Annotated in this window: 15 protein-coding genes; all 15 read left to right on the plus strand. The window is 63.4% G+C overall.

Translation table 11 applies throughout. The features are described from left to right. The first annotated feature begins 88 nt into the window (after window positions 1–88). The 15 genes from O987_RS22955 to O987_RS23035 all read left to right on the plus strand — a co-directional run bounded on the left by O987_RS22955 (window position 89) and on the right by O987_RS23035 (window position 14,439). Window positions 89–760, plus strand: coding sequence for a phage baseplate assembly protein V (locus O987_RS22955; RefSeq protein WP_043374999.1), 672 nt, complete (start codon window positions 89–91; stop codon window positions 758–760). Then, on the plus strand, window positions 757–1,107 hold the full coding sequence (locus O987_RS22960) for a GPW/gp25 family protein (RefSeq protein ID WP_080731591.1): 351 nt from the start codon (window positions 757–759) through the stop codon (window positions 1,105–1,107). The genes O987_RS22955 and O987_RS22960 overlap by 4 nt, the downstream gene beginning before the upstream one ends. Then, window positions 1,104–2,021, plus strand: a complete 918-nt coding sequence (locus tag O987_RS22965; RefSeq protein WP_043375003.1) for a baseplate assembly protein — start codon at window positions 1,104–1,106, stop codon at window positions 2,019–2,021. The genes O987_RS22960 and O987_RS22965 overlap by 4 nt, the downstream gene beginning before the upstream one ends. After that, window positions 2,014–2,562, plus strand: coding sequence for a phage tail protein I (locus O987_RS22970; RefSeq protein ID WP_019044220.1), 549 nt, complete (start codon window positions 2,014–2,016; stop codon window positions 2,560–2,562). The genes O987_RS22965 and O987_RS22970 overlap by 8 nt, the downstream gene beginning before the upstream one ends. 26 nt (window positions 2,563–2,588) lie before the next feature. Further along, window positions 2,589–5,840, plus strand: a complete 3,252-nt coding sequence (locus O987_RS29595; protein WP_051962250.1) for a tail fiber protein — start codon at window positions 2,589–2,591, stop codon at window positions 5,838–5,840. A gap of 8 nt (window positions 5,841–5,848) precedes the next feature. After that, the gene (locus O987_RS29600; RefSeq protein ID WP_235214208.1) at window positions 5,849–6,328 is read left to right on the plus strand and encodes a hypothetical protein; all 480 of its coding nucleotides are present in this window, start codon (window positions 5,849–5,851) and stop codon (window positions 6,326–6,328) included. 122 nt (window positions 6,329–6,450) lie between these two features. Continuing rightward, window positions 6,451–6,717 (plus strand): hypothetical protein, encoded by a 267-nt coding sequence (locus tag O987_RS23000; protein ID WP_043376884.1) that lies wholly within the window; start codon window positions 6,451–6,453, stop codon window positions 6,715–6,717. 42 nt (window positions 6,718–6,759) lie between these two features. Next, window positions 6,760–7,968 (plus strand): phage tail sheath subtilisin-like domain-containing protein, encoded by a 1,209-nt coding sequence (locus O987_RS23005; protein ID WP_043375006.1) that lies wholly within the window; start codon window positions 6,760–6,762, stop codon window positions 7,966–7,968. 26 nt (window positions 7,969–7,994) lie between these two features. After that, the gene (locus O987_RS23010; RefSeq protein ID WP_019044051.1) at window positions 7,995–8,504 is read left to right on the plus strand and encodes a phage major tail tube protein; all 510 of its coding nucleotides are present in this window, start codon (window positions 7,995–7,997) and stop codon (window positions 8,502–8,504) included. Window positions 8,505–8,546: 42 nt separating this feature from the next. Next, window positions 8,547–8,888, plus strand: a complete 342-nt coding sequence (locus tag O987_RS23015; protein ID WP_043375009.1) for a phage tail assembly protein — start codon at window positions 8,547–8,549, stop codon at window positions 8,886–8,888. A gap of 8 nt (window positions 8,889–8,896) precedes the next feature. Continuing rightward, window positions 8,897–9,016 carry a GpE family phage tail protein gene (locus O987_RS28475; protein WP_003051665.1) on the plus strand — a complete coding sequence of 40 codons (120 nt, stop codon included), beginning with the start codon at window positions 8,897–8,899 and terminating at the stop codon, window positions 9,014–9,016. A 10-nt stretch (window positions 9,017–9,026) separates the two neighbouring features. Beyond that, complete coding sequence (locus tag O987_RS29290) at window positions 9,027–9,197, plus strand: hypothetical protein (RefSeq protein ID WP_200879577.1); 171 nt, start codon at window positions 9,027–9,029, stop codon at window positions 9,195–9,197. A 42-nt stretch (window positions 9,198–9,239) separates the two neighbouring features. Further along, window positions 9,240–12,812 (plus strand): phage tail tape measure protein, encoded by a 3,573-nt coding sequence (locus tag O987_RS23025; RefSeq protein ID WP_043375012.1) that lies wholly within the window; start codon window positions 9,240–9,242, stop codon window positions 12,810–12,812. 15 nt (window positions 12,813–12,827) lie between these two features. After that, complete coding sequence (locus tag O987_RS23030; protein WP_043376886.1) at window positions 12,828–13,277, plus strand: phage tail protein; 450 nt, start codon at window positions 12,828–12,830, stop codon at window positions 13,275–13,277. Between the two features lie 10 nt (window positions 13,278–13,287). After that, a complete protein-coding gene (locus O987_RS23035; RefSeq protein WP_051962251.1) occupies window positions 13,288–14,439 on the plus strand; it encodes a contractile injection system protein, VgrG/Pvc8 family in 1,152 nt (383 codons plus the stop codon). Window positions 14,440–14,602 lie beyond the last annotated feature (163 nt).

A 14,602-nucleotide genomic window follows, 5' to 3' on the forward strand; every position in this document is an offset into this window, starting at 1 on the left:
TGGTCAGTTAGGATGCTCCCTCGCGTGCAGGTTGCCGCCACACTGCCCGCCACTCGCGCGCCCGCATGCTGCCCGGCACAGTCGGTGCATGAACTCCGATCCGGCCCTCGCCATTGGCGACATGCAGCGTTTGCTGCACAACATGATCCGCGTGGGGAGCATTCACTCCGTGGACCACGGCAGCCCCGGCAAGCCTGCGCTGGTGCGTGTCTCCCTGGGTGAACTGGTCACAGACTGGCGCCCCTATCACGAAGCCCGCGCGGGTGGCACCACTACATGGAACCCGCCCACCGTGGGCGAACAAGCCACCGTGCTGTCCCCCAGCGGCGACCTGGGCGCGGCCGTGGTGATCGTCGGGCTCAACAGCACCGGCAAGCCAGCTCCCAGCAGCGACCCCAATAAGACCATCACCAAATACCCGGACGGCGCCGTGATCGAGTACGACCACGCGGCCCATGCTCTGGTGGCCACGCTGCCCGGTGGCGGTACGGCCAAGCTGGTGGCGCCGGATAGCGTCACCATCGACAGCCCACAAGTCACCATGACCGGCCACTGTCTTGTCAAAGGCTCTTTGACTTATCAGGGCGGCATGCGCGGCAGTGGGACAGCTGCAGGCGCCAACGGTGCGGCGGAAATCCAGGGCACGCTGCGCACGACTCAGGATGTGATTGCCAGCGGTGTCAGCCTGCGTTACCACCCGCATGGTGGCGTACAGACGGGTAGCGGCAACAGCGGCGGACCTATCGGGGGTGCAGCATGATGAACGTCAACACCGGCCGCAGCATCGACTACGCCGCGCACATCAGCCAGTCCATAACGGACATTCTCACCACGCCCATCGGCTCGCGCGTCATGCGCCGGGGCTATGGCAGCTTCATCCCGCAGCTCATCGACCAGTCCATGACGCCCGCCAACATCCTGAGGCTGCAGGCGGCCACAGCGCAGGCCATCATGAAACACGAGCCCCGCACGCGCCTGCGCCGTGCGTTTCTCGGCTTTGACGCCAGCGGCCGGGCCGTGCTGCAGTTGGAGCGCCAAGACCGTGGGCAGGCATCCACACGCCGCCAAGCAGTGAGCATTCAACCCGCCCAAGGTGCCAGCACATGAGCAATGCGCAAATCATTGACATGAGCAAGCTGCCGGCTCCCGCCGTGGTGGTGGTGCCAGAGTTTGAAACCATTCTTGCCGCGCTCAAGGCCGACCTTGTGGCGGCCATGCCCGCAGAGGCCCGCTCTGCCGTCAGCGACACCCTGGCCCTGGAGTCCGAGCCATTGACCAAGTGGCTGGAGCGCCTGGCAATGCAGCTAGTGGTCGAGCGCAGCGACAGAAACGACAGCGCCCACGCCGTCATGCTGGCCTATTCCCGTAAAGGCGATCTGGATCAGCTTGCGGTTTTCTATGGCGTGCAGCGGCTGGTCATCACCCCAGCAAACCCGGCAGCCATCCCCCCAGTGGCGGCAGTCTATGAGGACGATGAAACATTCCGCGCCCGCATCCAGTTGGCCCCGCGCGGCTACAGCGTGGCCGGGCCTGTGGGCGCCTATGTCTTCCATGCCAAAACCGCAGACGGCCAAATCTTGGACGCGGCGGCCACCAGCCCCACGCCGGGCCGTGTCGTGGTTTCTGTGCTCTCCCGTGTGGGTAGCGGCGTGCCGAGTCAAGCCCTGCTCAATGCCGTGTCGGCCGCAGTCAATGCGGACGACATCCGCCCGCTCACGGATGAGGTGATCGTCCAGGCGGCCACCATCGTCAACTACCAGATTGCCGCCAAGATTTACACCTTGCCGGGGCCGGACTCGTCCAGCGTACTGACCACCGCTCAGCAGCGCGTGGCGGCCTATGCCGAATCCATGCACCGCATCGGCCGGCGCCCCACCCTGTCCGGCATCTATGCCGCCCTGCACATCGAGGGCGTGGACCGTGTAGAGCTGACCAGCCCGACCGCGGATGTGGTTGTGGGTGAAACTCAGGCCAGTTGGTGTACCGCCATCAACGTAACGCACGGGGGCATCGTTGGCTGATTCCCTGCTTCCACCCAACGCCACGCCGCTGGACAGAGCGGCAGAGTCGGTCATGGTCAAGCACCTTGACGCCATCGACCAGCCGCACCGCGCACTATGGAATCCCGACACCTGCCCGCTGGAGTTTCTGCCCTGGCTCGCCTGGGCCATGGGTGTGGAGGCTTGGCGCAGCGAGTGGCCTGAGGCAATCAAGCGGGCGCTGGTCCGCAATGCCATTCAGGTCCAGCGGCAACGCGGCACCCTCAAGAGCGTGCGCGACACCGTGGCCAGCTTCGGCGGCGCCATCAGCATTCGCGAATGGTGGCAGACCGCCCCCAAAGGCACGCCGCACACCTTTGAGCTGGTATTCACCATGACCGGCCAGGACGGAGAGCAGGCCAGCGCCGCATTCGTGCAGGACGTTATGGCCGAAGTCTCGCGCGTCAAGCCGCTGCGCTCCCATTTCACCTTCATCCAGGGACTCAGTGCCCAGGCATCTATCCAGCTCGCATGTGTGGGCAGGCCCGTGGCATACACGCGGCTTGACATGGATGTGGGCTGACCTCAAGGCAACCTCAACCGCACCCTATGGCCATCATCTTCAAACTCACCTCTGCAGGGCGGCAGGCGCTTGTGAACGCCGCCCAGAACGGGATCTTGGCGCGCACCTTGGTCAGCGTCGGCGTGACCGCCACCGCCTTCACGCCCACCGAGGCATTGACCACCATTCCCAACGAAATCAAGCGCATCACCACCATTGCCGGGGATGTGGTGGCAAAAGACACCATCCACGTCACCATCCGCGACGATGGCAATCAGACCTACACCGTGCGCGGCCTGGGCCTGTACCTCGATAACGGCGTGCTGCTGGGCACCTATAGCCAAGCTGCTGTGATTCTGGAAAAGTCGGCGGCGTCCATCTTCCTGCTGTCCACTGATCTGCGCGTGCTGGACGGCTCCGTGAACATCAGTACGCTGCAGTTCGGGGAAACCAATTTCATCAACCCACCGGCGACCACAGACCGCCAGGGCGTGGTGGAGCTGGCCACCGAAGCCGAGGCCAACGGGCTGGCAGATGCTGTCCGTGCGCTCACGGCGGCCAGCGTCAAGACGCTTTTCAACGCGCGGGCCTTGGCCGCCACGGTCATCACGGCAGGCGTGGGCCTCACAGGAGGCGGCAGCCTTGCTGCCAATCGCACCATCACCCTGGCCAACACGGCAGTGACGGCGGGCAGCTACGGTAGCGCCACGGCAGTGCCGACCTTCACGGTCGATGCTCAAGGCCGCTTGACGGCGGCCGGTAGCGCCACCGTCACCCCGGCCTGGGCCAGCGTCACCGGCAAGCCCACCACCTTGGCGGGTTATGGCATCACAGACGCCGCCCTGGCCGCTCGGACCATCACAGCAGGCACCGGCCTCACGGGTGGCGGCAACCTCACCGCAAACCGCACCATTGCCTTGGCCAACACCACAGTGACGGCAGGCAGCTATGGCAGCGCAACCACGGTGCCCACGTTCACGGTCGATGCTCAAGGCCGCTTGACTGCGGCAGATAGTGCAACCATCACCCCGGCCTGGGCCGATGTCACGGGCAAGCCCACCACCCTGGCAGGCTATGGCATCACGGACGCCGCCCTTGCTGCCCGCTCCATCACTGCCGGCACAGGCCTCACGGGTGGCGGCGACCTCTCGGCCAATCGCACCATTGCGCTGGCCAACACAACAGTGACGGCGGGCAGCTACGGCAGTGCCACGGCCGCCCCCACCTTCACCGTCGATGCCCAGGGGCGGCTGACGGCAGCCGGTAGCGCCACCGTCACCCCGGCCTGGGGCAGTGTCACCGGCAAGCCCACCACGCTGGCAGGCTATGGCATCACGGACGGCGCCCTGGCGGCCCGCACCATCACCGCAGGCACTGGGCTGAGCGGCGGCGGCAACCTGACTGCAGACCGCACCATTGCCCTGGCCAACACCGCAGTGACGGCTGGCAGTTATGGCAGTGCTACGGCTGCCCCCACCTTCACCGTCGATGCCCAGGGGCGGCTGACGGCAGCCGGGTCCGCCACCGTCACGCCGGCCTGGGGCAGCGTCACCGGCAAGCCCACCACGCTGGCGGGCTACGGCATCACGGACGGTGCCCTGGCCGCGCGCAACATCGTGGCGGGCAATGGCCTGACGGGCGGCGGCAATCTCACCGCAGACCGCACGCTCACCATGGGCACGCCCGGCACGTTGACCGGCACCAGCACCAACGCAGTCAGCACCACCAGCCACACCCATCTGGTCAGCCTGAACGTGGCCGATCTGGGCGACGGTGCTGCCGTCACCCTGGCATCGGCCATCGGTAGCGGTGTGGACCTCAACACGTTGACGGGCCGAGGCATCTACACGCAAAGCACCAACGCCAATGCGACGGGCGGCACCAATTACCCGGTGGCTGCCGCTGGCACGCTGCTGGTCATTGGGGATGGTGCGTCCATCAGCACGCAGACCTACACCCATTACAACAACGGCGACCAGTGGACCCGCTCCCGCTATAACACCGGCTGGAGCGCATGGCGCAAGAGCCTGACGGACGAGCGCACAATCACCGCAGGCACAGGCCTCACGGGCGGCGGCGACCTCTCTGCCAATCGCACCATTGCGCTGGCCAACACGGCAGTGACCGCTGGCAGCTACGGCAGCGCCACGGCTATGTCCACCTTCACCGTCGATGCCCAGGGGCGACTGACGGCTGCCGGTAGCGTCACCGTCACACCGGCCTGGGGCAGCATCACCGGCAAGCCCACCACCTTGGCGGGCTACGGCATAACGGACGGCGCCCTGGCCGCCCGCGCCATCAACACGGGCACGGGTTTGAGTGGTGGCGGCAACCTCACCGCAGACCGCACGATTGCCCTGGCCAACACGACAGTGACGGCAGGCAGCTACGGCAGCGCCACGGCCATGTCCACGTTCACGGTCGATGCACAAGGCCGCCTCACTGCTGCGGGCGCTGTCACGGTTACGCCGGCGTGGGCCAACGTCACCGGAAAACCCACCACCTTGGCCGGTTACGGCATCACGGACGGCGCACTGGCCGCGCGCAACATCGTGGCGGGCAATGGTCTGACGGGCGGTGGCAACCTCACTGCAGACCGCACGATGGCCCTGGGAACCCCCACCACACTGAGCGGGGCGACCACAAACACGGTCACAGCCACCAGTCATGCCCACCAACTGGCAGCAGCTACGGAGACTGTCTCGGGCGTTGTCGAGCTGGCCACTACAGCAGAGGCCAAAGCAGGCACCGATCTTGTGCGAGTGGTAACGCCTAAAGGCTTGGCGGACACCTTGAGCGACCACGTTCCCACGGGGACGGTCATCATGTTTTCCACCTCGGCGCTGCCCGCCGGGTATCTGAAATGCGATGGCTCAGCGGTCAGCCGCACCACCTACGCCAAGCTGTTTGCAGTGCTTGGAACCTTGTATGGCGCGGGCAATGGCAGCACCACGTTCAACCTGCCTGACCTGCGCGGCGAGTTCCCGCGCTTCTGGGATGACGCTCGCGGTGTTGACCCAAGCCGGGCTTGCGGCTCCTGGCAAACCGGCACCCCAGTAGTACACGATGACTTTGGCGGTACTGAGAGCTTCGACATCGTGAGCCTCGGCGATAGCACCTATCTGAGTTGGGATGCTATCGCTGACAAATGGGTTGGCACCTATCCCCTGACCATGTATGCATCACGCGTCACATCAAGCGGCGCTGTCTTGCAGTATGTGGAGGCCTCTTCGGCTGGCTTTATCAATATGGCCCGCCCCCGAAACGTGGCCCTGTTCGGCGTTATCAAGTACCTCTAAGGATCGACATGAAAACCAAACCTGTCTTTCAAACCAACGAACTGGGTTACTTCATCGGCATCACCGAGGCCTATGAAAGCCCGCTTGAGCCAGATATCTTCCTCATCCCTGCGGGCGCCTACGAGGATGAGCCGCCCGACCGCAATGAACCGGGCGTAACCTGCTGGCGGCGCGTCGATGGAACCTGGAAGCTCGAAGACATCCCCAAGCCACCCGAAAGCCCGCCACCAGAAAAACCAAAGGTCTGCAGCCCTGCGCAGGGTCTGGTGGCACTCTTCGCCATCAAGCGCATCACCGAGGACGATGTGCTGGCGGCAATCGCTCACATCCCCGACGAGGTGCAACGCTACACCGTAAAAATCGGCTACCAACGCGCGACTACCTGGGAGCGGGGCAGCCCAGCCATGCAGACCATGGCCCAACTGCTGCAGCTCTCGGAAAGTGATCTGGATGAGTTGTTTGTCTATGCCGTAGGCGTGGCGGTGTAGCGAAATCAGGCCCAGGGTGCGGGCCAGTTACGTGCCAGTCGCCGCCACAACGGGCCGCGCTGGCTCATTCGGGCTCCGGGCGCAACCATAGGGGACCAGCAACCCACCCCTATGCAAAGCCCATGTCTCAATCGACAAACCCCAACATCGTGACGCTGACCGTCACGGAAGAAGCCGCCCACTTCATCCTGAGCTGTGTGGCAGATCGTCCCTACAAGCAAGTGGCCCCTCTGCTCAATGAGCTGCAGGCCCAGGTGCAAGTCCAGGCGAATACCCAAGGCGTCGAGAGCGCCGATTCCCCCGCTGAGGCTGATGCAAGTGCCAGCCAAGAAGCAAACGGCCAGCCCAAGGGCAAGCGCGGCAAGGGCTCTGCCAACGCTGCCGCCTGAGCACCTTCACCCCTTCCATCCCCTTCATTCAAAGGAAGCCACATGGCTGCAACTGAATATCACCATGGCGTCCGTGTCATCGAGACTGCGGGCACTGGCGCGGCCATCCGCGTGGTGTCCACGGCCGTCATCGGTCTGGTGGCCACGGCACCGGACGCCGACGACGAAGCATTCCCCATCAACACCCCTGTGCTGCTCACCAATCCTGCAGGCGGCATTGGCAAGGCTGGCAAGGGCGGAACCTTGGCTAAAGCGCTGACGGCCATCAGCGGCCAATCCCGCGCCCTGACCATCGTGGTGCGTGTGGAAGAAGGCGCCGACATTGCAGCCACTACCACCAACGTCATCGGCACCGTAACCGCCACCGGCCAGCGCACAGGCATCCAGGCACTGCTGGCGGCGGAATCCGAGCTGGGCGTGAAGCCCCGCATCATCGGCGCCCCCGAGCTGGACACCAAGGCCGTGGCCAATGCTCTGGCCACCGCTGCGCAGTCTCTGCGCGCCTTCACCTATGTGGCGGCACGCGATGCCACGGGCGGCTATGCCAAGACCAAGGAAGAAGCCACCAACTACCGCAAGGAATTCGGCCAGCGCGAAGTCATGGTGTTGTGGCCCAACTTCATGGCCTGGGACAACACAGGCGGCGCCGAGGGCACAGGCGCGGCCGTCACCCTGGCAGCCCCCGCCTACGCCCTGGGTCTGCGCGCCAAGCTGGACCAGGAAGTGGGCTGGCACAAGAACATCAGCAATGCCGTCATCAACGGCCCCGAGGGCATCACCGTGCCCGTATTCTTCGACCTGCAGAACCCGGCCAGCGATGCGGGCTACCTCAACGCCCTGGAAGTCACCACCATCATCCGCCGCAGCGGCTACCGCTTCTGGGGCTCGCGTACCTGCGAGGAACAAGGCGGCAAGTTCTCCTTTGAGAACTACACACGCACGGCCCAGGTGCTGGCCGACACGATTGCCGAGGCGCACTTTGCATTCGTGGACAAGCCCATGCACCCCAGCTTGGTGCGCGACATGCTGGGCTATATCAACAGCCGCTTCCGTGACCTCAAGACTGGCGGCTACCTGATCGGCGCCGAGGCCTACTTTGACCCCGACCGCAACAGCAAGGAAGACCTGGCAGCGGGCCGCCTGCTCATCAGCTACCGATACACGCCCGTGCCGCCGCTGGAAAACCTCATCTTTGAGCAATCCATCACGGACGACTTTCTGGCCGAGTTCGCGGCTGCCATCCAGGCCTGAGCCTGAAACCATAGGAGCACCAATCAATGGCACTGCCTTCCAAACTCAAAAACTTCAACCTCTTTGGCGACGGCAACGTGTGGCGTGCGCTCATCGACAGCGTGACTGTGCCCAAGCTCACCCGCAAGGTCGAAGAGTGGCGCGGCGGCGGCATGCATGGCCCCATCGAGGTGGACCTCGGACTGGAAAAGCTGGAGCTGTCTTTCAAGGCTGGCGGCTTCCTGCTGGACGGCTACCGCGCTTTCGGCGGCAAGACCCACAACGCCAACCAGTGGCGGTTTGCGGGCGCCTATGAAGACGACAGCACCGCCGTAGTGACGGCCGTGGAAATTCTGGTCAGCGGGCGCGTGCGAGAAATCGACCCCGGCGACGCCAAGGCGGGCGACGACACCGAGCACACCCACACCATCAGCGTCAGTTACTACAAGCTCACCGTGGACGGCCGCGATGTGATCGAGATTGACATGCCCGGCATGGTCTTCAACGTCGATGGCCAGGACGTACTTTCCAAAATCCGCCGCGCTATCGGTATGTGACCCGACGCCCCTCATTCCCCTTTTATTTGAGAACCAATCACCATGAACGAAAACGACACCAAAGACCTGAGCACAGGCGCCACTCCCGTGGTCGAAGGCGTGGAAGTTGTCACGCTGGACTATCCCATCAAACGCGGTGACACCGAAGTCAAGGCAATCACCCTGCGCAAGCCGATGGCTGGCCAGCTGCGCGGCGTCAAGCTCACCGAGCTGCTGTCGCTCGATGTGGGCGCCGTGCAGATGATCCTGCCCCGCATCACCACCCCCACGCTGCTGCCCCACGAAATCGCGCAGCTCGACCCTGCCGACATCACCGAGCTGGGCACCAAGGTGGCGGGTTTTTTCGTGCGCAAGAGTATCCGCGCGGAATATCTGACTGCGTAGAAGACGCCATGGCCGACTTGGCCATGGTCTTTCATTGGCGGCCGGCAGATGTGGATGACATGACGCTGGCCGACCTCATGGAATGGCGTGAACGTGCCCGCATTCGCGCCCAACATCAGGGTGTGTAATATATGGGCCATGTCTCCCGACTTCTTCCTCTACGCGCTGTTTGCACTGGCCGCCCTGGTCGTGCTGGGCTTTGCCCTGGCACCCATCATGGCTGCCACTGGCCTTTGGGCGCACACCAGCGCCGAGGACCACCGCGCCCAGGCCCGCGAAATAGAGCGCCTGCTGGCCGAAACGGACTAACTCCGCCTCTGCACTCCCGCGCCCAGGCGCAAGGGGGTGCCCATGTCTGACACTCGCCTGCGCCTCATTCTGGAGCTGCGCGATAAGGTCCTGGCTCCACTGCGCGGCATTCAGTCCGGCAGCAAGGATGCCGCCGCAGCACTCAAGGCCACCCGCGACCAACTGCGCGGCCTCGAAAAAGCCCAGCAAGACATTGACGGCCTGCGCAAAACGCGCGTCCAGCTGCGTGGCCAGCAACGCGACCTGCAAGACCTGCAGGGCAAGCTGGCAGGCAGCAATGCCAGCCTTGTGGAGCACCGCGAACGGCACAGGAACATTGCCGCATCGCTCAAGACAGCGCGCGAGTCACACAGCAAGCTCACCAGGGCATTGCAGGATGGAGCCACGGCAACGCCCGAATTCAGCCGCCAGCTGGAGATGGCCCGCATCCGGCTGCTGAGCAGTCAGACGGCCTATGAGCGCTCAAACTCCACGCTCAGCAAATACCGCACCCAGATCAAAACCACAGAGGCAGGCATTGCTCAGCTCAGCAGCAAGATTGACAACGGCAAGGAACGCCTGATCGGCTACCAGCAGCGCCTGGAGCGCGCGGGCATCAGCACCGACAAGCTGGGCCAGCAGTCCCGCAATCAAAAAACCCAGATCGAGGCAGCCACTGCAGCTATGGAGCGCCAGAAGCAGGCACTGGCCCAGCTCAAGGTCCAGCAGGACAAGCTGGCCGCGCTCAAGGCCAATCACGCCAAGTCAATGATGCACGCAGGCATGGCCGTGGGTCTGGGCGTGGGCATGGTGGCCGAGGGCCGCACCCTGGCCAAGCCGGTGCAGGCCACGCTGGGCGCTTTCTCCAAGCAGGAAGATGCCACCACCCAGCTGAGCGCAAGCATGATGCAATCCGACGGCAGTGTGTCGGCAGAATTCACCCAGATCGATGCACTGGCAAAACGCCTGGGTGATCGCTTGCCGGGTACAACTGCTGACTTCATCGAAATGATGACCATGCTGCGACGGCAGGGCCTGTCTGCGCAATCCATTCTGGGCGGCACGGGCGAGGCCGCCGCACTGCTGGGCGTGCAGCTGCGCATGCCGGTGACTGCGGCTGCTGAGTTCGCGGCCAAGATGCAGGACGCCACGCGCACCACCGAGAAGGACATGCTAGGCCTGATGGACATGATCCAACGCACCTTCTACCTGGGCGTGGACTCTGGGAACATGCTGCAGGGCTTTACCAAGATGTCGCCCATCATGAACGTTATTCGCAAGGACGGGCTGGAAGCCAGCAAGATGCTGGCCCCTCTGCTGGTCATGATGGATCAGACGGGCATGAAAGGCGAAGCCGCAGGCAACGCCTTCCGCAAAATCTTCCAGTCGGCCATGAACACCGACAAGATCAAGAAAGTCACTGACGGGCTGAAGATAGAAAAAGGCATCAGCCTGAAACTGGACTTCACCAATGGCAAGGGTGAGTTTGGCTCGATCGAGCAGATGTACAAAGAGCTGAGCAAGCTCAACGGACTGACCACGGAAAAGCGGCTTTCTGTCATTAAAGACTTGTTTGGTGATGACAGCGAAACTATGCAGGCGCTGGACACAATGATCAGCAAGGGCAAGGCTGGCTACGATGAAGTTGTGGCCAAAATGGAAGCCCAGGCCGACCTTCAAAAGCGTGTGGATCAGCAACTGGCAACGCTGACCAATGTGCTGGACTCCGCACAAGGCGGCTTCACCAATGTCATGGCGGCAGTCGGCGACACCATCAAGGGCGATGCAAAGGACATCATCAAGGCCGTTGGCGACATCACCAGCAGCGTGGGCGGATGGATAAAAGAACACCCCGCGCTGACTGCCGGCATCGCCCGCACCGTGGCCGTGTTGGCTGGTCTGATGGTTGTGCTGGGCGCTCTGCTGGTACCGCTTGCTCTGATCGCGGGCAAGTTCCTGCTGATGCGCTTTCTGTTCCGAATGATGGGCATGCAGACCATGGGATTCACCACGGCCCTGCGCGGCCTGTCGTCAGTGCTGTCGGGTTCGCTGGGCAACGCATTCCGTGGCATGGGCGGCGCGGCGGGCATCTTCATGCGGCTGCGCGCGACGTTTACCACGGCGGCGGGCGCCCTGGGCTTGCTGCGCGGTACGGCGGCCGGCGCATTGCGCCTGCTTACGCTGCCAATGCGCGCCTTCCCCATCACTGCGGCGCTTCTGGGCTTTGGCACGGTCATTTACAACGTGGCTCAGCGCTGGGAGGAGTTCAAGGGCTATTTCAACGCAGGCCAGTGGGGCTCACTGTTTGCAGGCATCTGGCAAACCGCTGAATCCGGGCTGAACGCTGTCACCTTCGGCATGTACGGACTGCTGCGCAATGCGGTGCTGTCCATTGGCGGCACGCTGAAAGACTTGTTCCTGAGTGCCATCAACACCATGGTGGAGGGTGCCCGCGCGGCCTGGGCTGCTTTGGGTGGTTCCTTCCCGGCGGTGCTGCAAAACATCGGTGCGGCCATCATGAACTGGAGCCCGCTGGCCCTCTTCTACCAAGCCTTCGCGGGCGTCATGAGCTACTTCGGCGTAGCGCTACCCACCAAATTCAGCGAGTTCGGCGCCAACATCATCCAGGGGCTTGTCAACGGGATCACCAGCAAGCTGTCCATGGTGCGCGAAGCCGTGGGCGGTGCTGCCGATTCGGCCATTGGCTGGTTCAAGGAAAAGCTGGGCATTCACAGTCCTAGCCGCGTGTTCATGGCAGCGGGCGTCAACGTGGCTGAGGGTGCAGCAATCGGCATTGATCGCACTGTGGGCATGGTGCGCCAATCGGCTGCAGCCATGGCCATGGCGGCCGGTGTTTCTCTGGCGGCTCCGGTCATCGCGGCGCCGCAATGGGAGCAAGCCACACCGCCCGCAATTTCTCAGGAGTTGCCGCGCGCGTCCCGGCCATTGCCCGCCGTCCTGCCGCCCATCGCCCAGCCGGTGGTGGCCCAGGCTCAACCCATGCTGCAGCAGCCAATGGCTTTGCAGGCCACGGTGGCCCAGGTTGCCCCTGTGGCGCCGCAGCCGGTGCCGTTGCAGGCCATAGCGCCCCAGGTTCCACCAGTAACGCGGCAGACCATGCCGCTGCAGCCGGTGCTGCCCCAGGCGCTGCCTGCACTCACCCGGCCGGTGGAGCCCTTGATGCAACAACTGCAGCCCATGCTGCAGCAACGCATGCCTGTGCAGCCGGTCCTGGCGCAAGCCTTACCGGCAATCACGCAGCAGCTGGCGCCTGTGCTGCAGCAACTGCCGCCAGTCGCACGGCAGATCATGCCTCTGCGGCCTGTGCTGGAGCAAGCGCCGCCTGCCGTCACCCAGCCACTGCTGCCCGTTCTGCAGCAACTGCCAGCGATTGCACAGCAGGCCATGCCGATGCAGGCCGAACCCGTGCAGATTGACCGCCGCCCGGTGCTGGCCACCCCGGCGCCTGCAGCTGCGCGCCCTGCCCCAGTGATCCACGGCGACACCATCACCATCCAGATTCACGCCGCCCCAGGCATGGACCTGCAGGCCATTGGCCGGGAGGTGGAGCGCGTCATCGAACGGCGCGAGCGCGCCAAAGCTGCACGCCTGCAAAACAGCTTTACCGACTATTGATTGGAATTGACCGTCATGCAAATGTGTCTCGGCCTCTTTGTTTTCAGCCTCGATACCCTCTCGTATCAAGAGCTGCAGCGCCGTACCTCGTGGAAGCACCCCACCCAGAGCATTGTGGGCGGGCGCGATACCTCGCAATACCTGGGCTATGGCGAGGACATCATCACCCTGAGCGGCAGCATGGTCCCGGAGTTCAAAGGCAAGCCCGCCAGCCTGGACGAGCTGCGCCGCATGGGTAACACCGGCTTGGCCTGGGCACTGGTGGAAGGCAGCGGCACCATCTACGGCGCCTACGTCATCACCGAAATGCAGGAAACCAAAACCTTCTTTGAGGTGGACGGCACCGCCCGCAAGATTGAATTCAGCCTGACCCTACGCCGCATCGACCAGGACGATGAGGGCGAGGACGGCTACTCCGATGAAATGGGCGACTTGGAAACATCCGACGCCGTGAGCATGAGTTAAGGGAAAGCCAATGAGCGATATTTCCGACATCCGCGCCACCCTGCCCACGGCCAGCACCACGGGCAGCAGCAACCGCCGCCTGTTCCTGCAGCTCACGCCCATCTGGCGTGTGACGGTCAAGGGCCAGGACGTTTCTGACCGCTTTGCGCCGCGTCTGGTCAGCCTCAACATCACCGACAACCGCGACGGCGAAGCCGATGAGGTGGAAATCGTCATCAGCGACCATGACGGCGCCGTGGAGCTGCCCGAAACCGGCGACCCCATGACCGTGGCCATAGGCTGGCAGCTCAGTCCTGGCAGCGGCCCCTACCGGGCGCCAACGGACGACGAAATGGGCGGCTTTCCCCTGGGGCTGGTGGATAAGGGCAGCTACACCATCCAGGCCGTGGAATACAGCGGCGCACCCGACACCATCACCCTGCGCGGCCGTGCGGCCAATATGCTGGACGAGCTGCGCACCCTCAAGGACCGCAGCTGGCACAAGACCACCGTAGGCACCATCGTGCGCAGCATTGGTGCGCAGAACAAGCTCAAGGTCAGCATCGACAAGGAAATAGCGCTGCGCAAGATTGGCCACGCCGATCAGGCGCAAGAGTCCGACGCCTCGTTTCTGCGCCGCCTGGGGAGGCAGATGGATTGCCTGTGCAACATCAAAAACGGCACACTGCTTTTTAGCCAGGCACGCAAGGCCCGCACGCCCAGCGGCAAAGAGCTGCCGCCCGTCACCATCACCCGCGATGCCGGCGACCAGCACCGCTGGGCACGCTCAGACCGTGACTCGTATAGCGGCGTCAAGGCCTTCTATAACAACATCAAGCGCGGCACCCGCTCCAGCGTGGTCGCGGGCATCAGCGGTCGGGCCAAGACTCTTCGCCAGACTTATGCCAACGAGGCGGACGCCCTGGCCGCCGCCCGTGCCGAATGGCTACGCATTCAGCGCGGCATTTACTCCTTTGACATCACCCTGGCCTATGGCCGTGCCGATGTCATGCCCCAGCGGCCGGTGATAGTCAGCGGCTGGAAAAAGCAGATTGATGAAACCGTGTGGATGGTCACTGCCGTGCGCCACAGCCTGAGCAACAGTGGCTACATCAGCCAGCTGACGCTGGAGACTCAGCAGAGCGAGGGTGTGGACGGAGGGGATGAAGTTAAAGATGATTAGTAACTACCACAGCCCCCGTACAAACGAAGCGCACGCTTTATTTAATAAAGGAACGTCCTTATCAAATATTTTTTCAATCAATTTACTTTGAGTGGAATTTTCTCTATTAACTATTCGCTCCAGATTTATAATAGCTCACGATCAAATATGTAAATATTTTACT

Source organism: Comamonas testosteroni TK102, assembly GCF_000739375.1.
In the GTDB taxonomy this organism is placed as follows: Bacteria; Pseudomonadota; Gammaproteobacteria; order Burkholderiales; family Burkholderiaceae_C; genus Comamonas; species Comamonas brasiliensis.